Source organism: Glaciecola sp. 1036, assembly GCF_050306235.1.
Lineage (GTDB): Bacteria > Pseudomonadota > Gammaproteobacteria > Enterobacterales > Alteromonadaceae > Glaciecola.
In genome coordinates this window covers 134,457-157,460 of record NZ_JBLWFH010000003.1, presented here as the reverse complement: position 1 = coordinate 157,460, position 23,004 = coordinate 134,457, and the positions used below count along the sequence as shown (strand labels likewise).

The window sequence follows — 23,004 nt, the reverse complement described above, 5'->3', positions numbered from 1 at the left end:
ATCCTTACTATTTAAATTAATCGGTGCTTACAGGAATCTGTGTACGATTGGACAGTTGATGATATTTCCAGTCGAGCCATACAAAGCGCCACCTGGACCGGTAATGAAGCCACGCTCAACTAGGCCGAGGATTTGGAACTCTTCGGTTAGGCGTGATGGATAACGCTGGTTCACAGCTTCAGGCGTCCATTCGCCCAGATTTAAGTCCCAAAGCGGGCTGTAATCTGTGGCTACCGTTGGAATACCACCTAATACATTCAATGGAGGACCTTCACCGCGTAAAGCACTTTCAAATCCTTGACGTTGAGGGTTCACTTGTCCTTCAACTATGTTTACAGGACCATTAACAAAGCCGAAAATACGTTCTACTGCGCTAAACAAGGAATCATCAGCACCTACTTCAACATCTCGTAGGCCAGGCGCAAAAATAGCCCCTTCCAGAGCAGCTGGAAGTTCATTATTAGCGTCTGTAGACATATAAAGTACCGGCTTGGCGAAACTAAAACCTGGGGTTAGTTTCATGGTGACAGTGCCTTCTGAAGGACAGATGTAGGCCACATTGTCATGTACCAAACTGTAGTCAGGTGTGGTATCACAGAAATCAATTTGTTCTGCATCCACATTAAATGCCACCATAGGGGCGTTATAGATGTGATCGCCAGAACTTATGATTTTCACTAAAGGAGAGTAAAGTTCGTCGCCTATAGCGCCAGGTTGAAAACTCTCAGGCGGGAAAGCTGGATTCTCGGCAATGGTAGTGTTACCAGGAACCACTGAACGCTCAGGAGAAAAGTCTACTGAACCCCAGTGAAAAAGAAGAGTACCGTCGAAACTGGTTTCAGCGATTCTTACGGCACGTAAATTGTCTGCAAATGCTAGCTTAGCAGCATGGTTGATACCCAATGCTTCTGCAACATCTTTATCCGTAGTATCTGTGATAATGTACCATACAGATTCCCCGGTTTCTTTAAGGCGTCCTTCATATAGAGGCAAGGTTATTGTGCCTGCGTCTACGTCTAATTCACCCGCAGTCAATAATTGATAGGGGCCAATCAATTCTGGCTCAACCGATGACGGTGGTGGACCAAAATAAGTGACGGGTATATCTGTGCCAATAGAGGGCGGGGAAGGTTGAACATCGTCATCAGCTTCCTGAGCCATTGCAGATAGGGTAATGGCCATTAACCCCACTGATCCTATAAGTTTACATAGTCGATTTAATTTCATTATAGTGCCTTTTAGTTTCCTTGAAGATAGAGGACAATTTGCCTCTAATTACGCTTAAGTGGTGTATAGCCCCGGTCGAGAGAGTTTTAAGTGATAAGCCACTTAAGCTTGTTGCACACTATCAATGAGAAACTTCACAGAATCGTGGAGAGTTCTAACAAAAAAAACATAAAACTTTACTAAATCTATAAATTTTAAAAATTGGTAGCTTGATGACCTCTCCGTCATGCTAATGCCTCTACCGTCATGCTGATGCCTCTACCGTCATGCTGATGCCTCTACCGTCATGCTGATGAATATCAGCATCTCCTAAAACATCCACCAGTTTCCGACCTCCGTCGGAATGACAAAGCTACACGTCATGCTGATGCATATCAGCACCTCCTAAACGTTCCCGTCATGCTGATGAATATCAGCATCTCCTAAAACATCCACCAGTTTCCGACCTCCGTCGGAATGACGATGTTGGGACGGAATGACGAGGGTGAGTCGGAATGACTAGAGAGGGATTAAATGGCGGCGTAGTGTCGGAATGGTGATACTTTACTCATACCCGTTAAATGAGTTAGAACTTAATTTATTGGAAGCCTAGTAGTTGAAGTAACTTCCCTCAAAGATAGACTGGATCTAATAGATGAGACGCCTTTTAGCTTCCTTAAAACATGTTCGACAAACCTACTGTAGTCATCGAGGTCTTTTGCAACAACTTGCAATAGAAAGTCTGCATCACCCGTTGTATTGTGACAGAACAGAACGTTCGGAGAATCTTGAATTACTTTTTCAAACTGCTTCGTAGTTTCGATACCATGCTCCACATAAGTTATCTGAACAAAAGCGATAACGCCAAACCCTAGTTTGCTGCGATCAAGATTGGCCTGATACCCCTTTATATACCCTTCCTTCTCCATGCTTTTGATTCGTCGCCAGCAAGCTGCTTCGCTAATAGAAAGATCTGCTGCAAGTTTTGCATTAGATAATCGACCGTCGGATTGTAGTTTTTGTAAAATAACAATGTCTTTTTTATCTAGGTTTTTCAAGTAAATATTCCTTTAAAAGTCATGGTAATTATGCAAGATGCTTGCATAAATGTAGCGCAAATGACAGAAAATGGAAAAGTAATTTCAAGTCAATTCTGTAAACTAAAATGAATAAACTAATGGTTTTGAAAGGTGGGTATTAATGAGAGCTGTAGTATTTGAAAATTTTGGAGAGTTGCCAAAGATTATGCAGGTAGATGACCCTTCTCCTAAAATTGATGGTGTTGTAATAAAAGTGGAAGCTACTGGCGTTTGTCGCAGTGATTGGCATGGTTGGAAAGGGCATGATCCAGACATAGTATTGCCTCATGTTCCCGGTCATGAATTTGCTGGCGTAGTTGAAGCTGTTGGTAAAAATGTCCGAACATTCAAAGTTGGCGATCGCGTTACATCTCCGTTTATAAGTGCTTGTGGTAGTTGTAGTGATTGCGCCTCTGGTAACCATCAAGTTTGTGCAATTCAGACGCAGCCGGGTTTTACCCACTGGGGCTCATTTGCTGAGTTTGTTTCTATAGATCATGCTGATGTAAATCTGATTGCCTTGCCAGATAACATGGCATCTACGACTGCTGCTAGCTTGGGTTGCCGTTTTGCTACCTCTTTCCGCGCAGTAGTTGATCAAGGTAAGGTTTCTGCTGGGCAGTGGGTTAGTGTTCACGGATGTGGTGGCGTAGGGCTCTCTGCAATTATGATAGCGACAGCTATAGGGGCAAACGTAATTGCTGTTGATTTGTCAGAAGAAGCATTAAAGCTGGCGGAGAGTTTTGGAGCGGTTGCAACGATTAATGCAAACAAAGTTGATAATGTAGTTGAAGCTATTCACGAAATTAGCCAAGGTGGAGCACATGTTTCACTGGACGCACTTGGTCATCCGATAACAGCAGTCAATTCGGTTAAATCGCTTAGACGTTTAGGGCGTCATATTCAAGTTGGACTTTTATTGGCAGATCAATCAACCCCGCCGATTCCTATGGATAGAGTTGTTGCCCATGAATTAATGATTCTTGGTAGTCACGGAATGCAAGCGTATAGATATGACGCAATGTTAAACATGATTCTTTCAGGAAAACTTGCTCCAGAAAAACTGTTAAGTCGTTGTATTTCTCTTGAGGAATCTATCTTAGCTCTTACCTCACTGGATAAAGCAAGTTCTCCTGGAGTAACAGTCGTAACGCAGTTTTAATTCTAATGTTAGTAAAGCTTGTGGGTCTGAATGACGAAGCTACACGTCATGCTGATGGAAATCAGCACCTCCGGAAATATCTGGGAGATTCCGACTTTCGTCGGAATGACGAGGGAGGGGCGGAATGACGAGGGAGGGGCGGAATGACGAGGTGGGGTCGGAATGACGAGGGAGGGGCCGAATGACGAGGGACGGTCGGAATGACTAGAGGGGACGAATGACGCCGAAATTAATCACTTAACAGGCTCAACATCCACCGGGAATGTATGAACTGGAACCATGCCTTGTTTTGTAGGCTGGAATAGCTCAACATTCTCTGAAACTAATTTATATCTATATTCTCTTGATGTGAGTTTTTTGTCGTTGAGAATTCGTTTTGCGTAATCATCTATGTTTTCTGGGATAAGCTCAATTGTCATTATAGCTGCTAGACGTTTTTGGTTTGCGTCAGCCTGTTTTAAAAACGTTTGAGCTGCGTCTATATCCATAGGTAATAATGCGCCTGTAGAACCTGCGCCTGATAAACGATCTTTCGATCCAATGTACATGGTTTTGAATACTGGATAACTTTCTTTGAATTTCCGTGCAAAATCGCTAGCAGATTCAGTAACAACGGCACCATAAGGTGTGAAGGTAAAGTCACTGAATAGGCTAACGACAAAACCTTGTTGTTCAGAATCGTAATTTGATATTAAAGCCCAGTTTACAACCGAAACTTTGTTAACCTGTTTTAAGGGCTCTGCATATTGCGTTAATTCAGGAATTGTTTCGTTTAAAAATACGCTTAGTAAACGTTTTTGTTCATTGATATCTCCTTGGAAAGTGCTACAACGACTACGAGTAAATTGCACACTTTTCTTATCCATTTCAGGGCAAAAGTACTTATGAATATGGTCAATTTTTGCTGCGGTTAAAAATGCCTTGGTGATGATATTGAGCATCCAATCAGCACGGCGTTTGTCTAAGGCAATTTCATAGGTGGATGCACCGCTATTCCCTTCTCCGGGGGAAGTCTTATACCACCTTACTAATTGTTCGTTATCAATCATGGAAACAATATCAAGAAAGTCCCGTAGCGCTGTGTAATATTGTTGCCAGTCTTGTTGATTTGATGGAGAGAAATTTTCTTGATACGAAGGTGATTTCTTAGAACCCGTCGATAACAGCCCGTTGCTGACTAACGCTGGAATGCCGTCATATACTGGTATGTAAAAGGTGTTGAAGTTAGGGTGTTTAAGTGTAAATGCGTTGTCTTTGTAAAACGGCTCTTCGGTTGATTCGACTTTGGGGGCAGATTGTTGAGAATTTTTCGGCGGTTTTGTCTTTGTTAGTTTATCATCCTTGGGATTTATCTTATTTGAATTAACGTCCTCTATAGCTGGTTCAGGTATATTAACTGAAAATAATTCAGCGTTCTTTGCGACTATATTGACACTACCTAACTTTAGCGAAGCCCCGCCTTGAGGTTCAAACAAGGTGTGCACAACATCACCATTTTCGAACCTTATTATGCCGCCCAAAAGCTTTGGTTTTACTGCATAAAAATCAATTCCATCAAGGCCAATAGCACGGCATCGTTCCAATGCTTTTTCATTACCTTTTATTTTTCCTTTTTTGTTCACTTGATAAAAAGGGGAGAGCGAAACTGCAAGTTTAACGTTATTACTGTCGGCAATAGCACTAACAACTTCAAACGTGCAGGTTTTACCTTGTGAATTTAGATTTACAGATCCAAATTTTGATTGTTGTTTATACGGAGGATTATTCGCTTGTCGTGGAATTTTCAACGACATAAGGTTGATAATAGTGTTATCTGCAATGTTTTGGTTCGCTTTAATTCGAGTTACCCAAAAACCTCGAATGCCTTTAGCAAAGGGTTTTACTTGATTTTCTTCGGCATTTGCTAAATTAAACGCGGTAAAAGAATAGAGAATTACTGAGAGTAAGCATACCTGACATAAAAGTTTATTCATTTTATCTTCCTTGATGATTTTTTAATCAGCGCTGCGTGATTTATAGCCTAACATATTCAAAAAACCTTTGCCCATTCGTCATGCTTACACTCTCACCGTTATGCTCATGCCTCCCCCGTCATGCTGATGAAAATCAGCACCTCCTAAAAGTTTCTCGTCATGCTGATGAAAATCAGCACCTCCTAAAAGTTTCTCGTCATGCTGATGAATATCAGTATCTCCGGAAACGTCCACCAGATTCCGACTTTCGTCGGAATGACGAAGCAAGACGTCATGCTGATGAATATCAGCATCTCCAGAAACATTCACCAGATTCCGACTTTCGTCGGAATGACGAGTGCGGGTCGGAACGTCGTAGGAGGTGACGAAATGACGAAGAAGGGGCTAATCCTCTTTCGGCCTGCAGGTAGGGAGTTCTACCCGTTGACTTAATTGCTCACCGGTCCAAGAAAATTCAGAAACGGGGTCTTGCATTTTGAATACATAGGGCGTTTCGCTGGCGGGCATAGGACCGCTAATAGTCGTCCCCCACAAATTCATTTTGTTGCACACATATAGGAACTCAACTTCGCTGTTTTCACCATTTTTATAGGATTCAAAGCCAGTTAAATTTCCGCACAACACTTGGCTATCACTTATGTTGGCTTGGTCTGGATCAAAAGCTGCCACATAAAACTCGGCCGGTTTCACTAAGCTCGCAGTATCAGTGGGCGAGTAGTCAAATTGAAAGGAATCATTGTCACCACCTTGTTTAATGGTGATGGTGTCTGGCTTACCGTTTTTGTTTAAAAACCAAGTAGTGTCATCGGAATAGATTTTAGCTTCGCAAATGCGATTATCTGTGGTTTCGTATTCCAGTGCGCCTTGATAAAGATGGTTTGTGCAAGACGTGAGTAATAATATGCCAGATATTCCAATAATGCGTTTCATAATCATTCCCTTCAATTAACGTTTAACCAATGACAGCAGACCCACAAGGCCATCACCTACCTTTATATCGTTCCAATAGGCAATATGAGCAAGTAAATGTGCTTTGCCTGTCACGACTGGAAAGTCTCGGATAAACCAACCAAAATCATCCCCATCTTGACGGTAATTCCCTGCGATTGAGAGATCTGTTAGCTGTTTACCAAAGATATTTCCGGAAACTATGGGATCATTGGTATCAAAGTAATTTAACCACTGAAATGGGACTCGACCTGTACCAAGTTTCTCTGCAATATTGCGGCCGGTCGCTTTGAACATATCTAACCCCAATGGACTTCCAATGGTTACCAAACCTAACGCAGGAAAGGTTAGGGGCGCGTTTCGTTTAAAATATGGCCCTTCTTTGATTAATTCGTTGATAACGTCAAATGTGTAAACGCTACCTAAACTATGCGCCACAATAAATAAGGGGCGTCCGGCTTGATAATAGCTAAGAATTTTCTGTTTCAGCCCCTCACGAATGCGATTGGCTGTTGAGCCATTTCGCAGTGATATGACCACGTCAAACACTATGTCGATTACTTTAGGCGTAAGAATTTGGCCGACAGTGGATCGAATGAGAATCCTTGAAAGGTCTTTAAGTTTTGCGACGGCTTGGTCATTCACGTTTTCATATTTGTACGCGTCAACACTAAAGGCTTGGGGGGCTACTTGCCTAGCTTTAACTAAGGCTTCAATATCAAGATGTTGATTGGCATCGTCATCTTCACCAAGTTGCACGCCATGCACAACTAAAACAACAGGATCAGCATTGGGATTTATTGGCATCTTGAACTCCTTTTCAATATTGTTGATTTTGCTGTTGTTCAATAATTCTACAGTAAAGCCCAAAATCTTGCTGTTGGCAAACTCCAAAAGTATCCATTTATTTTTGTTTTAGACCTAGTTTGCTATAAATGGGATCAAGATAGCGTGAAGCTTTATGATCCCGATGGTCGCCTCGAAAAAGTATTTGGTTCTAAATACATAGGTTAGAAAACGGTTTATTTGCGCAGTAATTAAAGATCTTGTTCCAATTTAAGCTGCCCCAACTTTTTTTGCAGTTCGACAGCTTTTTCTGAGTCAGTTTTTTGAGCTTTTTGAATAGCGGTTTCTAAGGTTTTCAAGCCTCTAGAAAAATCTCCTTGGTTCAGATAGGCTTCGGATAAGCCTTCTAGTGCAGAAAGTGATTCAGGATAGAGCTCTAAACAGTATTCAAATGTCGCAACAGAAGTTGCAGGTTTGGTCCAAAGTTGATGAAACGCCAGATCCAGTATGGAATTTTCGGGAATTTGATTTGGAGCACCAATATGATGCTTTACACGTTCGAAGTACGAAATTAGACCATCCAGCCCTGAAAAAACAACAGATTCAGGTATTCGATAACCTTCATATAGCGCTCTCAGGCCATTAATGCTGCCAATAAGTGGAATGCTACCATGACTTTCATTATCGAGATTTTGATGGACCCAGCGCAGTTTTTCTCCGGCGTTGTTTCGCAAAATGTCTTTTAATGGCGCTATAAAACGGACCTCATCAGGCATGTCTTGGATAAGGTAACTATTGTTAAAATATAAAAATTGCCTGGGGCGATCTGATCTTTGTAAATATTGAGAAAGCTCCTTTTCAATGACCTTATTGTCCCAATCCAAACTTCCGTCATTCACTAAATAGGCATCGAATGAATTTGGCGCTGACATCATATGATGCATTACATAAAGTCCAGCTGCAGAGTGTCCCCAAATTACCTTATGTTTTTCTATACGATATAAACCTTGCAATTCCGGTAATAATTCTTGAGTGACAAAGTGTAAAAACTTATCGGCGCCGCCATCGCCTACCCAATCGTCGGAGTCGGTTGGCGTGAAGTCTCTAAGACGATTGGTAGAATCCAACGCCACAACAACATGATAAGGGATATCGCCTGCGTCAGATAAGAAAAGCGCATTATTTGCCACCAGGTCGCCATAGAATTGACCGTCTAAAATTAAAAGTAGTGAGTATTGTTTGTCTGTATTCTCATTGTAGTCAATGGGCAGTGAGACGCGGTAATCACGGGGTTCTTGAAGTACTTTAGATGTTATTTTTTTGGGCGTTTCCCATGTTATTGACGCACTAGTTATGCTTGAGAAAGTTATTAGAAAAAGAGTTAGCAAAAACATCCTCATTCCATGGTTCCTTGATAGTTTTATTGCCATTGATTGATAGAACATTGGGGATTAAATCGGAATTTCAATCCAAACATAAAGTATAGATTGTGCAATGGTAATTAATCTTTCAAAAAATAATGATTTTTCAAAAAAAGCGAATTCAGGAATAGCAAAAACTAGCATTAAGTATATATTAATATACTTATAAGCAGAAAAAAATACGGAAAACGGAGCTACTTTGTATTATCCTAAAGTAGTAATTTAAGGAAGATTTTAAATGATTGAATTAGACGAAACTCTGTCGATGACAACCGTCGCTTGCCAAGGTTGTGGCTCCCGCGTTGGTTTAACCGCAAAATATGGACGTTATGGTTATTTCGTAGAATGTGATTTTTGCGCCACTGAAACCCCCTTGTACTCTCAATGTCAATGCTGCGGTAGCGAAGAAGCCCGTATCATAAAACGAAAAGAAAAGTATTATAATGAATGCAGAGACTGCGGCATTGAAAGCTTACGCTTTTCAGAGAGATTCCAACCTGTAGAACGCCGCAGTTATTCCAATAGTCATTTGTAATTAGCGCTATGTAAGTATTATACCGCTTACAAGGTTTCTAAAAATGCAACTAAGTCTGCAATCTCTTCATCATTTAACTTGAGTTCGTCAAGCAGATTTGAGGTCACAGGAAATAAAGGGTCGTCAATTTGATGTGCCCTTGGCTTAGGTCTTGCTCCGCCTGCGTTATACAAGTTGACGATGCCTCTTAAGTTATTAAATAGACCATTATGCATCCAAGGACGAGTTTGCTGCAGACCGACTAAAGAAGCCGTCCGAAAACGTCCTACATCTTCTTTATTTCCAGTTACTTCGTATCTACCAAGATCTTCAAACCGGCGACCATAATAGGTCAGTCCTGTATTATGAAATTGATTGTCACTGAACATAGCGCCTTCATGGCAGGTCATACATTTAGCCTTTGTCCGAAACAAATGCAAACCTTTAAGTTGCTGCTCAGAAAGCATGTTTACAGCCTTGGAAGGTGAGTACTGATAGGCTTGAAGCGCCTGCTGAAAAAGCGTATTCGGCGGTTCTATGGTAAGTTCAAAGGCTACTATTGCATCTGCGAGCTGCTGTGAATCAATCATGGGCGTTTTATAGACGCTCTTAAATAATTTTTGATAATTAGAATTTGTATTTAATCGTTCAAGGGCTAGGTTTAACGGTAGATCCATTTCTTTATGGTCACTAATAGGCACTAATGCTTGAGCTTGGGCAGAAACAGCACGCCCATCCCAGAAGAAGCTTTGCCACTGATCTAGGGCAAATAAAGCTTGAGTATTGCGGCGACCAGTTTGTCCGTCGATACCTATTGCCTGTTGACGTCTATCCACGAAAGCAAGTCTTGGCAGGTGACAGGAGGCGCAGGATACACTGTTGTCTCTAGATAAAATCGGATCATTAAATAATTGTTTACCTAAGGCTATTTTAGGGGATTCTAATTTTGTTGGTATTTTTAGCGGCGCAAGGGCTATGGGCTTTACGGCATCAGCCGTTTCTGCCATAGGCCATTCAGCGATAGGTTTTGCGTATAAAGCACGGAGCTGCAAAACCTGAGAATCAGAATCGGTGGCTTCTTGTGCTCTAGTTAAGGCTAGATTACAAAACAAAACCAATACACATAAGATTTTCATTACCAATCCCATTGTGCACCTACCCAGAGCGTTCTGCCTGTTTCTATTCCGTTATTTCCTGGAGATACAAGATAAGTGCGACTGTTAAATACATTACTAACATCAACAGACAAAGTGACTGTACCTAAATTATTAGCATTTAGACGCAGCTTAGCCGCTAGGTTAACCATCCATCGAGCGTCTATTTCGGCTTTGCGGAAGAGCGGAACTTCAAGTGAATCTACTTCACATGTATCGCACAGCCAAAGTATATTTGATGCTCGAATGTAGCTACCTGTATCGACAGCGGTATCATAACCGCCGGTATAAGTACCATTCATGCTGGTAGAAAAATACTCTGTCCAATCAGCATGCCAACCAAAATTGACTTTTAAAGGACGAGCAAAATTTGTATTTAGATTATTTAAATCAGAACGGGTAGCTAAGCGGCCTATCTCATCGCCAGATTCATACCATACTATCTCGTCCAACCCGACATCGCTTGGCACTGCATCATAAGAATCGCTACTACTGAACGTTTCTGAAAAATCAGTGTTTGCCCAAAATGAATGATTTTGCCAACGACCATTCCATGCTAACGACAATCGCTTGCTAGTTCCGTAACCAGTGTTCTCCTGATAGGCATATCGGTAGCCATCTTCACCTAGCACAGATTCACCTGCTCGGGCTAATTGATCTCTTTGCCATCTATACACACCTCGTACAGATAAATAGCCAAAATCTCCTAGATGTTGTTTCCAGGCTAGAGTGATTTCGTCGTTGTAGGGAGAATCTACGTCATTAAATAAATAACGTAAATTTGCATCTCGGCTTGAGCGAACCCAAGCTTGCAAGCTATTATTTAAAATTGGGCGAAATTGAGTGTAATAAGGTTGTTGTTCTTGCTTCAATTTATAAGTAGCTAAACCAGCGTCATAGTAGCGATTAGCGCCAAACACCAATAAAGTACTATTATCATCAAACCAATCCCAACTCCCGCTAATTCTTGGGGCAATCGTATGGTTTTGGAAAAAGTCATCATAGTCATAACGTAAGCCTAGGTTTAGGGTTAAATTCTGCCAAAGAATTTGATAATTTGCCCATGCTGATATCTGATTTACGTCTACCTCGATATCTTCGACGGGATAAACAATGCGAAATTGAAAGTATTGAGGACTAACTGCAATGTTGTCACTGTAGAGTTGCACGTGTTCAAGGTTATTAAAATCTAAAGGACCGCCAATTTGCGCCTCTAATTCATCTAGAGGTCGAATATAAACGAGTTCAACACAGTCAATGGTATAGCCGCTACAGTTGAGAGTAGGCGCTCCTAGCTCAGTACTATATTGTTTGGCAGAATTATAATAGTAGCTATCAGTTGAACGTTCTCTGGATAGTTTTTGCTGTGATAAACTTATCCCAAAATCAAAAAAGTGTTGGCTGTCACCCAATTGCCACTCTTTAAAAGATAAACTGTTCTGCCAATTTATATGTTGTTGAGTTTTGTCCAGATTTCCGTATCCACCTTCTCTTGATAAAGTGTTATCTTGGGAACTTGCATCAGCATTTAATTGACCCCATTCTTTTCCTCTCAATGTATTCCACAAATAAAAATGTTGGGGCGCGGCGCGACTATTTTCACTTACGTTTGCACTAAATTTACTGCGCCACTGGGCAAAATCAACCTCTTTTTCTAGGTTAAGTACAGTTCCGTAGCCGCCACCGCTGATGGTTAAATTACTATTGAGGGTATCCCGTAGAATATTCAAATTTTCATAGGGTGCATAGGTGGCACTGATGTCAAGCTTATCAAACCAGATATCTCTAATAGAGTATTTTATCAGCAGGTTTACGTTATCGCGCTGAGTGTTAACATTTTCACTTAACGAATACTCAGTTTTAATGGATTTTGTATAGTTGGCAGATAAAAGTAGCCCTTGGTTGTTTGAAATTGGGGTGTTCAGCATGACATTGTAGCTGTGTTGAGTAAATTGAGGCGGCGTATTGGTTGAGGTTACGCCGTATAAATCACCTTGTTGATCGCCAATAATCATATTGTAACGATTCCAATCGCTTCGCGATGAGCGATAGCCAAGAGATATTTTGGGCTCTTCTACATCAAAGGATGAGCGAGTTTCAACTTCTACCACGCCGCCAGAAAATCCCCCGTATTGCACAGGAATGTTACTGTCATAAACATCAATTGTTTGCACAATTTGACTATTTATATTGAAGGTTTGCACACCGCCTTGCACATCATTTACACTGGAAACCGATCGACTATTTGCCGCAGGATCTAAACGACTGTTGTAATTCATTCCATCGATAAAAAATCCAGTTTGCCAAGGTTGGGCGCCTGAAATTGAAATCGGCTTTGCTTTTATTTCACCAGCTTGACCAATTGCGAAGGCATCTTCGGATAACTGCACGCCAGGTAGCAATGCGATTAAATCGTTGATATCGCCCGTGGTTTTTGGGGCATTTCTGACAAAAGATTCCGAAAGGGTAAAACGACCAAAGGCTTCGGGAACTTCAATTCCAATGTATTCGCCGACGACTAATACATGTTCAACCTTGTCGTTAGGTTCAGTCTTGAGTTTCTCATCGTCTGATGGTAATTCAGAATTTTCTTGTGATTCAGTTTCCACTTGCTGCGCGTATATTTCTGTTGAATACAGAAAAAACAACGCAGCCAGTGTAAACCACTGGCTGACTTTATTTTTCATGGGTACTTAACTAGACCTTTTATTCACCTAATGGAGTGCTATCTTCAGCATCCAAAATGCCATCGTTATCAGCATCATTATCTGCAACCAATCCTGAAGCATCGATATCGGCTTGACTTGCGGTCAATAAGAAAAAGTTTGGCAAACCATCATTGTCGGTATCTACATTGGCAACGGCACTCCCCGGGAAGGCATCTTTTTCAGCTAAGTGACTCGCCAAAATAGCACGTAATTCATATTGCTCTGCAACGGCATTTATATCGCTGTCAATCCAAGCTGATGCTTGGGTATACAAATCAGCGCGAGCTAGGGCCAAAACCAAAAACTCGACCACATCTTGTTGCTCATTCACGGTAAGCATTTGTACTTTATCTGCAATGGCTAACGTTAGGTTTTGTAGATGACTCAAAAATGCAGAATATTGGTCAGAAAAACCTTCACTTGTTGCTTGAAGTCGCAAGGCCGTTTTTACATTTGTACTGAACCAAGCATCATTTTCGGGCAGGCTAGTGTCTCCCGCTAAAAACGGCAATACATTGCGAGCAAGATCTTCTAATGCGTCTGCTGTTTGTCCATCTTCCGTCTCCAGATAAGCCTGAATATCAGTGCTCAACTGAGTTATAATGCTATTAGCGGAGCTTAATAAACCATAGCTGGAGAGCAGTGCAGCCGCTTCAGCTCTTGCCTCAAATCTTTCCTGTAAATCAGTAAATTGTGCCGTTTGCGCGATAAGGTTATCAGCTACTGCTTGCATTTTGGTTTGGTTGTCATTCAACGCATACAAACCAATGAGTGCTTTATAAGCCTCCGCTATTTGAGCTTCAGTGAAGTTTCCATCTTCTGCTTGATAGTAACTTTCCGCTATAGATTCACAGGCTTGGATAATTGAGTCTGCATCACCGCCGGCTCTTACATAAAGTTTATTTAATCCAAAGCAACCATAGGTTCCAAACGTACGCAAAGCTGTTTCTTCGGTGATATAGGCTTCTTCTTGAATTAAACTGGCGGCGGTTTCTAGTGCTTCTCTAGCATAGGCATCATACCCACGATTAAGTAATAAACCGGCTAGACGAATGCCGCTAGCGCCCTGTTGCACTAAGAATTCGTAATAGTCTCTTAAATCACCATTTTCTTCAAAAAAGGTTCTTACTTCTGTGAATAATGGCGTGAGATCTTGACCAGCTTCAGCTAATTTTAGTCCGCGATACATATACATAAAAATGGTAGCATCAGCATAATCATTTGCCTCAGGCGCCAATAAATCTCGCGCTAAATTTGTGTCCGCATCTGGGTAATAGTACTCAAATAATCCAGCGAGGTTTTCAATGACCGCTGTATAACTTGCTAGGGTAACTTCAGCGTCAGCTGATACTGCTACCACATATTCAGGGTCGTAGTTGGTTACACCATATAAGGCTAACGCTTCTGCTAAATACTGTTTCGCTTTATCTTCTTGGTCTAAATGAAAATAGTGCTCTGCTAACCAACCAAGATAAAGCCCCCGTAATTGGTAACTGTTACGACCTGAGAATTCACCTCTAGTAACAACACGATAGCCTACGTTCATTGCTAAGGGCTCAAGTAACCGAGCTGCATCCAGAGCAAGGACTTTATCTGCATCTGTTCCTGAGTTGTAATAAGCTTCTTGCAAGTCAACAAGATTAATCCGAGCCGCCGATAGGAGTCTGCCATAGGTAGTACTGTATACTTCGCTATTAATGGCCTCTGCGTAAATTTGTACGGTGCTAATCATATTGTTTTTAGCATCCGCATTATTCACATTGCCATAGTCATTGATAATACTGATGAAATAGCTGGCATCATCCCTGTTCATATTTTCCAATCCCTTTTCTGCTAGGAATTGGTTGTATAGCGCTTGGGAACGATAACGTGCATCGTTACCTGCATTTACCTTTCCTAATTGATCAAGTCTTTCACCTACCGCTAAAAGTGCATTTGCTTTTCTGTCCAGCGTGGCGATCTGATCTAGGTAACTTTCTGCCTGGTCGTCAAATTCTGCGGTGGTATAACCAACGGCTAAAGATTCTCGTACATCGTCTCTATATTCATCCGAGCCAATAGCTTCAATCATTGCATCAGCTTGCTTTAAATTTGATTTAATCGATGTGTAATAGTAACTAAGTTTATCTGCATTAGTGCTATACGAAGGGGTAAGGTTAATTTCAGCCTGAATTGGCGTACTTATAATTCCGTCGGTGAAACTGATAGTGAAACTACCATCAATTTGTTCAAGAGAAGCTGGGGTATATTCAAAATCACCTGTGGTTGTATCTAGTGTTAATGAGCCATTCGCAGGTTGATTTACCAAAGTAAAAGTTACAGTGTCACCATCGGGATCACTTACCGTTATTGACCCCGTCGAAGTTCCTTGACTACTGACGGTAACGGATGTTGTTTGAATAACGGGCGCATCGTTGATATTGGTAACGGTAATATTGACTGTCGTATTGACCGAACTTGTGCCATCGGAGACAGCAATTTGCGCGCTATCCGTGCCAGCGAAATTCATATTTGGCGTATAGGTAAAGTTACCATTGGCATTAATCGAAATTGTGCCATTAGTCGGCGCAGAGGCTAAGGTATAAGTCAAACTGTCGCCATCAGCGTCGCTAGCAGTTACTTGGCTGGTGACAGCTTCTTCTTCTACAGTGGTTACTGAATAAACTGAGTTATTAAATTGCGGTGCACTATTGTTGTCGCCTCCACTTCCTCCACAAGCAGACAAGGCTAAACTGGCTAAGCTCAAAATTATTATCTTATTATTTTTATTCATTACATCCTCATACATCTTGGTGACCAAACTTATTTATTAGCCTACACGTTAATATAAATAAAAACAATTATCATTTGCATTAAAATTTCAAGTGAGCTAGTATTCGTCTTGTTGGTCTACTGGTCTTGGCCAATATCTTTATCGTAGTAGAAGGCGGGTTGCCCCCCGCCTTTTTTTACGTGATGTAACTCCGTTTAAAGACCAGCCAACTAATGTATAAAGCCATGTACCTTAGTGTATTTAGCAGGTCTTCGGGCCTGCTGAATATCTTCTAAAACGCATATCGTTTGTAAATCTCTTGCTTACAGATAAGCAGATCTTTCGCAAAACTAGTGGTATCTTAACCTTGTATCGAAAGACTCAAAGGGAATTTATGCGAAAGTTATTCAAAGGATTGGTCAAAGTCACATTGTTGTTCATAGGCATATCTTTGCTAATGGTGGGTGCATTAGCATCTTATATACTTATTGATCTTTCTCCTGAATACACAGCTCCTACACCTATTCCCGAACAAGTAAATGACATCACACAGCTCAATCCTATAAGGGTCGCACAGGTAATAAGACCAACTAATACCGACGAAATACGCCAAGCGATAATGTCATCAAAAGGGAAAATTTCCATTGGCGGAGGACGCTACAGTCAAGGTGGGCAGATAGCACTAGAAGACAGCTTGCATATTGATATGAGAAGTTTTAATCAAGTACTCTCATTGGATGTAGTCAAGCGTGAAATTACCGTGCAAAGCGGAATACGCTGGCGAGATATTCAAGAAGTAATAGACCCACAAGATCTATCTATCAAAATCATGCAATCCTATTCCAATTTCACCGTGGGCGGTTCTCTTAGCGTAAATGTACATGGTCGTTACATGGGGGAAGGGCCAATAATTCGTTCGGTAAAGTCGATCAAAATGATATTAGCCAATGGTGAAATTATCGAAGCCTCTCCCACCATAAATTCCGAAATATTTTATGCTGCCATTGGTGGTTATGGCGGTTTGGGCGTGATTACTGAAGCAACCCTTAAGCTAGTGCCTAATGTAAAAGTAGCAAGGGAAACCCAATATATGCCCATTGGCAACTACAGCGCATTCTTTCAAACGCAAATCAAAACTAATGAAAACATTGTGTTTCATAATGCAGATATTTATCCTCCTAATTACACCCAGATAAACAGCGTTAGTTGGGTGCAATCCGAAAAGCCGTTAACGGTCACTGAAAGACTGATTCCCAAACAAAATGACTATTGGTGGCAACCTAAAATTGCCAAATTTGTTGCTGATTAAAATGTTGGAAAATGGATGCGACAACCGAACAGTTCTTGAAAGCCTATCCTAAGGCTGTTGACTACTTTGAATTAAAACAAAGCCTTGACCCTGAAAATAGATTTAGTAATAAATTATGGGAGCAGCATTATACAAGCAAGGGGCAAGCTCTCTAAAGAGCCAATTAAACATAAGAATAGGTTTAAGTTCGGCAAATTTAGTATTAGTTATTTTTCAGTTGCCTTTAGGCCAAAGGTTGTGATTTACTAATCAATGGATGGTAAAAAAACAAAAAATCAGATGTATTAAAAAGGAAGTTCCATGATTCGTATTTCATTTGTACTACTCGCACTATATTTACTCACAGGATGTGTCACACATTCAGTCCAAACAAGCAATCAAAATCCAGAATCTAGCCAAAAAATAAAGTCCATGACGTCGGCAGTTTTAATCCCAATTAAGGTCGAAGTTAAAGAATCAGGTATTGGTAGTTTGGAAAAATTACCAGAAGAATCTGCTGAAGCGAATCGCATAGTCAAATCTGAAGTAATAAAAGCATTCAGTAATATAAATAACGTAGACATAGTCGAATATTCTGTAGAAAACGAAGACGAACAGTTGTTGTTTGATGATTATGTAGGACTCTATCAACGCGTAGCAGTTTCTGCAGAGAACATCCAATACATGGGACCGGCTTGGTCGGATAGAAAATCTTTTAACTATACTTTGGGTAATGGGCTTTCATATCTCAAAGATAAGACAGGCAGTGACAAAGCTATCTTTATTTATGGCGAAGACATTGTAACTTCAGGCGGAAAAAAGGCGCTTGCGGCGCTGGCCATGATCGGAGGTATAGGTGTAAACCCTGGCGGCATTGCCGTTTTGCACATTGGTGTAGTTGACTTAGATACTGGGCACTTACTCTGGAGTAATTCATCAGCTAGCCAAGGTTTGAGTCTAGACAGTGAAAAAAGTGTAAAATCAGCAATCGCTGAGATTTTATCAACAAGTCCGTTAACTACAGGGAAATAAATTATGGGTTTCAAACAGACCGTTAGTGTATTCGCACTTACAGTAGGTTTGTGCGCATGCGGTTCGACTTCAAAATTGGTTGAGTTTGAAGACGCGAGTCAAACCTCAAACTTAACTGACGGTGAAAAACGCCTCTGGAGTCAATCCGAAGATGCAGTAGATATGATTCGTCGATCTGGGAAAGTGTTACCAGGATACACTGCGAAACAACACATTAATAATATGGCCGCAAATCTTTACCCTGAGTTTGCTAATGAAGTTTCGTTAGAAATTGTAAAAACCCCAATTCTGAATGCCTTTGCATTTCCCAACGGGAAAATATATGTGCATTCGGCGATCATCGCGGCTGCAGAAAATGACTCTCAACTAGCAGCTGTAGTGGCTCATGAGGTAGCGCATTTTACCAAGCGGCACTCTGCGAAGAATCGAATCAGTCATGCGCAAGCGACTGGGTTCGCTGTTTTAATGAATTTGGTCGGCATCCCTCTGTTAGGTGAGTTCATCGGCGCTTCTTCTATCGCGGGATTTAGTCGCGATCTTGAGCGTGAAGCGGACATGGAAGCTATTCAGAGAATGCAACTAGCTGGCTATGATATTCGAGAAGCAAAAAAAATATTTGAATTTATGGCCTCAGATGCGCTGGCAAACGATATAGAGGCCTCATGGTTTTTTGCCTCACACCCTGATCTATTAGAACGTATTGAGAACTTTGAGCAATATGTTGCTAATAATTTTGATGATGACAATATCAATCCAATTTATAACGACAAAGAGGTTTATAAAGCCAATTTTGCAGAGGTACGTAATTTTGCTATCAGCGAAAAATTAGAGCTGGGCCATTATAATAGTTTGATAAATGAGTACGAAACTCATTTTGGTAATAGCGTTTATAAAAATAATGTAGGTGAGTTGTCGTATTTTGCCCAAGCATATCGAATGCGCAAACAAGAAGATGATCTAGAAACTGCCTTATCGCTCTATGACACCTATTTTAAACATGTTGAAAATGACCACGAATCTCTCATGCATGCTGGAATTGTTTGCATGGAATTAAACGATAATGCATGCGCTCGAAAGTATCTAGAAGCAGCTAACCAAGCCGCCGAAGGTAAAAGCGGTTACGTGAAAATGTATTTAAAAAAGCTAAATAAAAAGGAAGTAACTAGTGAACATTAAAAGAATTCTTGTTGTATCTTTGACCATTGTATTATTGAGTGGATGTGTAGCTCAATGGCAAAAGGTTAATTCAAAAAATGCTAAAGTTACCCAGCAAGGTATGACTATAACACTACCGGATGGTTGGGTGACGATTGCCGTTAATAAGAACTTAACAATCGCGTCTAAAGATGGCCCTTCGTTGAATAGTATGCTGATTGAAACTATTCCTTTTTCAACGTTGGAGAAAGTGCTAGAAACCAAAATTAAGTCGGATATGGACGTATTAGAAGCTTCAAAAACTTACATAAGTTATTGGAGTAAAATGAATAACGTAACAGATTTCGATATAGTGTCTGAGGATTATCGAGAAATGGATAGTGTAGGGCATTATTTCGTTGAATGGACTCATCGTGACTCCAATGGCACAACTATGCGACATGTTACGCAAGGAACTATTAAAGGCAAAAATTTAGTTAAAGTGTCCTTTTCTGCGCCAAATATTCATTATTTTAACGAAAACCTTCCAGCCTTTAATCAGGTGGTCGAACAAATAGAACATGCTGGATAATCTAAAATAAATGCTTCAAGCCCTCTTTATGAGGGCTTTTTCATGAAGCAAATGAAGGCATACCAATAGAATGATTTTCATCTACTGCTTGAATTTGGTTTCGGCCATTATGCTTGGCTTTGTATAGCGCATCGTCGGCAGCTTTATATAAATCTTCAAACTTATTGTAGCTTAAATTATGGTTGGCTAATCCCACGCTAAATGTCAGTTCATCGATTGCTAGATTACTTTCTGGGAATTTCCTCTGAGTTTCTTCCATTAGTCTTTGCGCGAGCTTATATCCGTCTTCTTCATTACTGTGCGGCAATACCATCAAAAACTCTTCACCGCCGACACGACCGATGGAATCAGATTTACGCAAAACACCTGTAAATACCTCGGTGAGAAATTTAAGCGCTTTGTCTCCTACACCATGTCCGTGTGTATCATTGATCTGTTTGAAGTTATCTATGTCTATCATCAACACACACATATCATGTTTATATCGCTTGCTCAGAGAAAATAAGCGTTCACCAATCTCAAATATCGTCCGTCTATTAGGCAACCCTGTTAGTGAATCTTTACTGGCTAGTTTTTTATTAGTCAGATATAGGCGGTATATAATGGACAAAGAAACTAAAGTGAATAGGGTGGATACAGACAGCATCCAAATTGTAGAGTTCTGTCGAGATTGAAGTAGCTGTTCTTTTTCAAGCTCACGTTGTAATAAGTCGTTTTTTTCGTCAAGATATTGATTATTTAATTTTTCTTTTTGTAAATTAAATTCAGTATTTAATCGCGCTGTTTCGGCCGTAATGTCCAACCTAGCCTTTGCAAGCAATGCGCGCTCAGATTGGTGCATATATTCGTAGGCTTGTTGATAGTCACCTTTCTCAGAAAGTAAATGTGCATAATTGCCAAAGGCATCCCATTTCCCGGATAAATCATCCGTGTCCTTTACGATGTTAGATGCTTTTTCGGCATACTCTAGCGCCTTTTCTAGTTGTCCATTGTCAAATAGAGTTCCGCTGTAATGTACGTAAGCATTGGCGATATTAGCGCTAGTACCAATTTTTTCTCTTAATTCTACTGACTTGGATATCCATACAAGAGATAAAGGATAGTTATTATCTTTACTGTAAAAATACGATTTGAGCAAATACCCAAACGCAAGTGAACTTAAATCCTGATAGTTTTGCAGCGTTTTAAGAGATTGATCTAGACGCTCAAAGGCTTCCCGCCTATCACCAACAATATTTATCATTTGAGCTTCAGTTAGTAATGCCAAAGCTTTGAAGTGTTCAGCCTCAGGTGGAAAAGCAAGTTGAGCTTGGTGGTAATATTCTAGCGCCTGTTCGTAGTTTTTAATTTCATAACTCACCATTCCAAGAAAATAAAAACTCAAACCATATATGATTGGCCAGTCCAGTGCTTTTGCAGTGACATTGATTTCAGAAAGTTGGAAGGTGGCGTCAGAGTATTGCTGTAGATAGGCGAGGTTTAAAGAGGAATAAAGTTGCAATACAGTGAGTAAATATTGGCTTTCTTTAAGTTGAAGTACCTCATCGGGCACCCGTAACATTTCATTAAATGCTCGTTTGAAACTGTCATTCGCCATACCATATTTAGTTTGATAATAAAGGGCATATCCATTAAACAAATACCACTTGGTTCGGTTTAAAATATTGGTTTCATTCTCAAGGGTTTGCTCAAGTCTGCTAAGTAAGGGGGCTAGTAAGTCTATGCGCTCGTAAGTCAAATAAAGAGAAGCAAGTTGGTACTGTAAAGCAATTTTATCTTGTAGATTTGAATTGGCAGAAATTTGCTGAATGATTTCATTTTGTAAAGCAGGAAAGGAAAGTTTTGATTGGGCGTGAGGGAAAAATGAATTTGCATTGGCCATTCCCATATATGTTAACAATAGGAGTATCGGAAACAGGTATTTAATCGCTATCCATTTGCTACACTGCATTTTCATTCGGGTCCTTAAAGCAGAATTTGTCAATAATAATCTAAAATTCTCGACTCGTGGTTATCCCTTAAACCAACAGATCGAACAGTATTTTACGAGTATTTTCAACACTATATCAAAATTAAACACTATCAATTGTTGGAAATCTAATGCTTTCATTAAGAATAATAAAATATCGGCGTTTTTCCAACAATACGCCGAAATCAACCTAGGGTATAAACAAAAATACTTAGATTTTTACATGTGGAGAACCTTTGTTCAGTTTGACTCGTCTTTACATAAAAGAAATACATATTGGAAACCACATGCACAGGGAAAATGAACCATGAAACAAGCTAAGATCGACCTCTTGGTGCTTGAAGCTCAGGAGGGAAAGAAAAGGGCCTTAGCGTTACTTTATGGACATTTTGTTACGCCGATGCGCAGATTTGCGTTGATGCGGGTCAAAGACATCATGGTGGCTGAAGATTTAGTGCAAAACGTGTGGCTGAAAGTCGCAAGACGTATTCAGCGTTTAGAAAACGTAAGCTTATTTCGAAGTTGGTTATATCGAGCTTTACGATGGGAAATTACTGATTACATGCGTGCAAATAGCAAGTGGCAACAAGATGATAGCGCACAAGATGAATTAGCAGAAACCCCCGACATGGTTAATCTTCTTGCTCTGGCTCCAATGATTGCGAGTTTGCCTGAAGATGAGAAAGATGTAGTAGAACTATTTTATTTAAATGATTTGAGTTTACTCGAAGTAGCGCTTGTGCTTGAGGTGCCAGAAGGCACTGTGAAATCAAGGCTTCATAGAGCAAGAACAAAATTAAGAAAATTGGATTAACAATGGAGATTAATCACCATGAACAGCGATGAAAAAATAAAGCAGGATTTACAGCAACAAGCAAAGGCGTTAGATGATTTGATGCGAGATCAAAGTAGTTTGGCGGATTATTTAAAAATGGGATTTGCTTCAAACTTTGGTTGGTTAGTCAAACTAGGTTATGGCATCGCCATTATTTTATCAATTTTGATGTTTTACTGTGGATACCAATTTTTTAATGCATCTCCAGATAATGAGCTTTTTTGGGGAATTTGTTTGATGTTAAGTTTTAATGCACAAATAGCCACAAAATTATGGGTTTTCATGCAAATTAATCGAAATCATCTAGCCAAAGAAATTCGCTATTTAGAATTGAGATTAAAAAGTTAAGACTGACTAACTGCAAATGCTTCATAAATATTGAAATTTATGCCGCCAGTCATTGAAAATAATGTTAATATCATGCCCCTACAATTCATAGGGGCATTGTGCC

Annotated in this window: 19 protein-coding genes; 8 read left to right on the top strand and 11 right to left on the bottom strand. The window is 40.4% G+C overall.

Annotation, left to right across the window (positions count from 1 at the left end):
* Window positions 1-27: 27 nt before the first annotated feature.
* Window positions 28-1,227: a hypothetical protein gene (locus ACNKW3_RS05690; RefSeq protein ID WP_427398314.1), complete on the bottom strand. Its 1,200-nt coding sequence runs from the start codon at window positions 1,225-1,227 to the stop codon at window positions 28-30.
* 572 nt (window positions 1,228-1,799) lie between these two features.
* Entirely contained in the window at window positions 1,800-2,264 is a 465-nt protein-coding gene (locus ACNKW3_RS05685; protein ID WP_427398313.1) for an Lrp/AsnC family transcriptional regulator, read from the bottom strand.
* A gap of 142 nt (window positions 2,265-2,406) precedes the next feature.
* Between ACNKW3_RS05685 and ACNKW3_RS05680 the strand changes: the two genes are divergently transcribed.
* Window positions 2,407-3,447, top strand: coding sequence for a zinc-dependent alcohol dehydrogenase family protein (locus ACNKW3_RS05680; RefSeq protein WP_427398312.1), 1,041 nt, complete (start codon window positions 2,407-2,409; stop codon window positions 3,445-3,447).
* A gap of 233 nt (window positions 3,448-3,680) precedes the next feature.
* Here ACNKW3_RS05680 and ACNKW3_RS05675 read toward each other — a convergent pair whose 3' ends face one another.
* The 5 genes from ACNKW3_RS05675 to ACNKW3_RS05655 all read right to left on the bottom strand — a co-directional run bounded on the left by ACNKW3_RS05675 (window position 3,681) and on the right by ACNKW3_RS05655 (window position 8,554).
* Complete coding sequence (locus tag ACNKW3_RS05675; protein WP_427398311.1) at window positions 3,681-5,420, bottom strand: hypothetical protein; 1,740 nt, start codon at window positions 5,418-5,420, stop codon at window positions 3,681-3,683.
* 84 nt (window positions 5,421-5,504) lie between these two features.
* On the bottom strand, window positions 5,505-5,654 hold the full coding sequence (locus tag ACNKW3_RS05670; RefSeq protein ID WP_427398310.1) for a hypothetical protein: 150 nt from the start codon (window positions 5,652-5,654) through the stop codon (window positions 5,505-5,507).
* 150 nt (window positions 5,655-5,804) lie between these two features.
* Window positions 5,805-6,350: a hypothetical protein gene (locus ACNKW3_RS05665; RefSeq protein ID WP_427398309.1), complete on the bottom strand. Its 546-nt coding sequence runs from the start codon at window positions 6,348-6,350 to the stop codon at window positions 5,805-5,807.
* 15 nt (window positions 6,351-6,365) lie between these two features.
* A complete protein-coding gene (locus ACNKW3_RS05660; protein WP_427398308.1) occupies window positions 6,366-7,175 on the bottom strand; it encodes a hypothetical protein in 810 nt (269 codons plus the stop codon).
* Between the two features lie 230 nt (window positions 7,176-7,405).
* Window positions 7,406-8,554, bottom strand: coding sequence for an alpha/beta hydrolase-fold protein (locus ACNKW3_RS05655; protein ID WP_427398307.1), 1,149 nt, complete (start codon window positions 8,552-8,554; stop codon window positions 7,406-7,408).
* A 259-nt stretch (window positions 8,555-8,813) separates the two neighbouring features.
* Between ACNKW3_RS05655 and ACNKW3_RS05650 the strand changes: the two genes are divergently transcribed.
* A complete protein-coding gene (locus tag ACNKW3_RS05650) occupies window positions 8,814-9,110 on the top strand; it encodes a hypothetical protein (protein WP_427398306.1) in 297 nt (98 codons plus the stop codon).
* A gap of 26 nt (window positions 9,111-9,136) precedes the next feature.
* Here the strand turns inward: ACNKW3_RS05650 and ACNKW3_RS05645 are convergent, their stop codons facing one another.
* From ACNKW3_RS05645 to ACNKW3_RS05635, 3 genes are read right to left on the bottom strand one after another with little or no spacing between them, the layout of a single operon-like run.
* Window positions 9,137-10,225 (bottom strand): cytochrome-c peroxidase, encoded by a 1,089-nt coding sequence (locus ACNKW3_RS05645; protein WP_427398305.1) that lies wholly within the window; start codon window positions 10,223-10,225, stop codon window positions 9,137-9,139.
* Window positions 10,225-12,930 carry a TonB-dependent receptor plug domain-containing protein gene (locus ACNKW3_RS05640; protein ID WP_427398304.1) on the bottom strand — a complete coding sequence of 902 codons (2,706 nt, stop codon included), beginning with the start codon at window positions 12,928-12,930 and terminating at the stop codon, window positions 10,225-10,227. The genes ACNKW3_RS05645 and ACNKW3_RS05640 overlap by 1 nt, the downstream gene beginning before the upstream one ends.
* Window positions 12,931-12,949: 19 nt before the next feature.
* A complete protein-coding gene (locus ACNKW3_RS05635; RefSeq protein WP_427398303.1) occupies window positions 12,950-15,724 on the bottom strand; it encodes a cadherin-like domain-containing protein in 2,775 nt (924 codons plus the stop codon).
* Window positions 15,725-16,097: 373 nt separating this feature from the next.
* On the opposite strand from ACNKW3_RS05635, the gene ACNKW3_RS05630 reads away from it, so the two are divergent.
* The 4 genes from ACNKW3_RS05630 (at window position 16,098) to ACNKW3_RS05615 (ending at window position 19,749) form a co-directional block, all read left to right on the top strand.
* Entirely contained in the window at window positions 16,098-17,012 is a 915-nt protein-coding gene (locus ACNKW3_RS05630; protein WP_427398302.1) for an FAD-binding protein, read from the top strand.
* Window positions 17,013-17,312: 300 nt separating this feature from the next.
* Window positions 17,313-18,023: a hypothetical protein gene (locus ACNKW3_RS05625; RefSeq protein ID WP_427398301.1), complete on the top strand. Its 711-nt coding sequence runs from the start codon at window positions 17,313-17,315 to the stop codon at window positions 18,021-18,023.
* A gap of 3 nt (window positions 18,024-18,026) precedes the next feature.
* A complete protein-coding gene (locus ACNKW3_RS05620) occupies window positions 18,027-19,199 on the top strand; it encodes a M48 family metallopeptidase (RefSeq protein ID WP_427398300.1) in 1,173 nt (390 codons plus the stop codon).
* Window positions 19,189-19,749 carry a hypothetical protein gene (locus ACNKW3_RS05615; RefSeq protein WP_427398299.1) on the top strand — a complete coding sequence of 187 codons (561 nt, stop codon included), beginning with the start codon at window positions 19,189-19,191 and terminating at the stop codon, window positions 19,747-19,749. Before ACNKW3_RS05620 ends, ACNKW3_RS05615 begins: the two co-directional genes overlap by 11 nt.
* 40 nt (window positions 19,750-19,789) lie before the next feature.
* On the opposite strand, the gene ACNKW3_RS05610 is transcribed toward ACNKW3_RS05615, so the two are convergent.
* Window positions 19,790-21,706 carry a diguanylate cyclase gene (locus ACNKW3_RS05610; RefSeq protein ID WP_427398298.1) on the bottom strand — a complete coding sequence of 639 codons (1,917 nt, stop codon included), beginning with the start codon at window positions 21,704-21,706 and terminating at the stop codon, window positions 19,790-19,792.
* A 319-nt stretch (window positions 21,707-22,025) separates the two neighbouring features.
* Here ACNKW3_RS05610 and ACNKW3_RS05605 point away from each other — a divergent pair, with 319 nt between their 5' ends.
* Together ACNKW3_RS05605 and ACNKW3_RS05600 are read left to right on the top strand one after the other, a co-directional pair.
* Window positions 22,026-22,532: an RNA polymerase sigma factor gene (locus ACNKW3_RS05605; RefSeq protein ID WP_427398297.1), complete on the top strand. Its 507-nt coding sequence runs from the start codon at window positions 22,026-22,028 to the stop codon at window positions 22,530-22,532.
* An 18-nt stretch (window positions 22,533-22,550) separates the two neighbouring features.
* A complete protein-coding gene (locus ACNKW3_RS05600; protein WP_427398296.1) occupies window positions 22,551-22,901 on the top strand; it encodes a DUF6768 family protein in 351 nt (116 codons plus the stop codon).
* Window positions 22,902-23,004 lie beyond the last annotated feature (103 nt).

What these genes read in the sequence shown, in the direction of transcription:
- ACNKW3_RS05635 (WP_427398303.1), bottom strand. Translation starts at nt 15,724, where the DNA reads ATGAATAAAAATAATAAGATAATAATTTTGAGCTTAGCCAGTTTAGCC.
- ACNKW3_RS05650 (WP_427398306.1), top strand. Translation starts at nt 8,814, where the DNA reads ATGATTGAATTAGACGAAACTCTGTCGATGACAACCGTCGCTTGCCAA.
- ACNKW3_RS05630 (WP_427398302.1), top strand. Translation starts at nt 16,098, where the DNA reads ATGCGAAAGTTATTCAAAGGATTGGTCAAAGTCACATTGTTGTTCATA.
- ACNKW3_RS05640 (WP_427398304.1), bottom strand. Translation starts at nt 12,930, where the DNA reads ATGAAAAATAAAGTCAGCCAGTGGTTTACACTGGCTGCGTTGTTTTTT.
- ACNKW3_RS05625 (WP_427398301.1), top strand. Translation starts at nt 17,313, where the DNA reads ATGATTCGTATTTCATTTGTACTACTCGCACTATATTTACTCACAGGA.
- ACNKW3_RS05600 (WP_427398296.1), top strand. Translation starts at nt 22,551, where the DNA reads ATGAACAGCGATGAAAAAATAAAGCAGGATTTACAGCAACAAGCAAAG.
- ACNKW3_RS05645 (WP_427398305.1), bottom strand. Translation starts at nt 10,225, where the DNA reads ATGAAAATCTTATGTGTATTGGTTTTGTTTTGTAATCTAGCCTTAACT.
- ACNKW3_RS05690 (WP_427398314.1), bottom strand. Translation starts at nt 1,227, where the DNA reads ATGAAATTAAATCGACTATGTAAACTTATAGGATCAGTGGGGTTAATG.
- ACNKW3_RS05675 (WP_427398311.1), bottom strand. Translation starts at nt 5,420, where the DNA reads ATGAATAAACTTTTATGTCAGGTATGCTTACTCTCAGTAATTCTCTAT.
- ACNKW3_RS05680 (WP_427398312.1), top strand. Translation starts at nt 2,407, where the DNA reads ATGAGAGCTGTAGTATTTGAAAATTTTGGAGAGTTGCCAAAGATTATG.
- ACNKW3_RS05655 (WP_427398307.1), bottom strand. Translation starts at nt 8,554, where the DNA reads ATGAGGATGTTTTTGCTAACTCTTTTTCTAATAACTTTCTCAAGCATA.
- ACNKW3_RS05610 (WP_427398298.1), bottom strand. Translation starts at nt 21,706, where the DNA reads ATGAAAATGCAGTGTAGCAAATGGATAGCGATTAAATACCTGTTTCCG.
- ACNKW3_RS05605 (WP_427398297.1), top strand. Translation starts at nt 22,026, where the DNA reads ATGAAACAAGCTAAGATCGACCTCTTGGTGCTTGAAGCTCAGGAGGGA.
- ACNKW3_RS05665 (WP_427398309.1), bottom strand. Translation starts at nt 6,350, where the DNA reads ATGAAACGCATTATTGGAATATCTGGCATATTATTACTCACGTCTTGC.
- ACNKW3_RS05660 (WP_427398308.1), bottom strand. Translation starts at nt 7,175, where the DNA reads ATGCCAATAAATCCCAATGCTGATCCTGTTGTTTTAGTTGTGCATGGC.
- ACNKW3_RS05620 (WP_427398300.1), top strand. Translation starts at nt 18,027, where the DNA reads ATGGGTTTCAAACAGACCGTTAGTGTATTCGCACTTACAGTAGGTTTG.